Genomic DNA, 236 nt, shown 5'->3' with positions numbered 1-236 from the left:
AAGTACCGACCACCTAACAACTTCGAGGCAAACTTTACCCTGGAAACAGGAGACAACCAACTCATGTTCGTACTAGTGGTAGATAAAAACAGAAAACCGCTAAACCCCTGTCATCCGGCAAGGGCAAGAAAATTTCTCAAAGAAGAAAGGGCTGTTGTACTGCGACGCTACCCTTTCACCATCATGTTGAAAGACACAGAAGAGGACTCGTCGGTAAAAAAACCAGAATACAGACT

1 protein-coding gene is annotated in these 236 nt (G+C 44.5%); it reads left to right on the top strand.

From position 1 onward, the window contains the following. Nucleotides 1-63: 63 nt before the first annotated feature. Nucleotides 64-236 (top strand): RRXRR domain-containing protein (locus tag AC0QH1_RS05700; protein WP_324629962.1); only part of this gene is annotated, 173 nt, incomplete at its 3' end.

The sequence above is a fragment of the Phormidium sp. CCY1219 genome (genome assembly GCF_055795085.1).
This window is presented reverse-complemented; position numbering and strand designations above follow the sequence as displayed.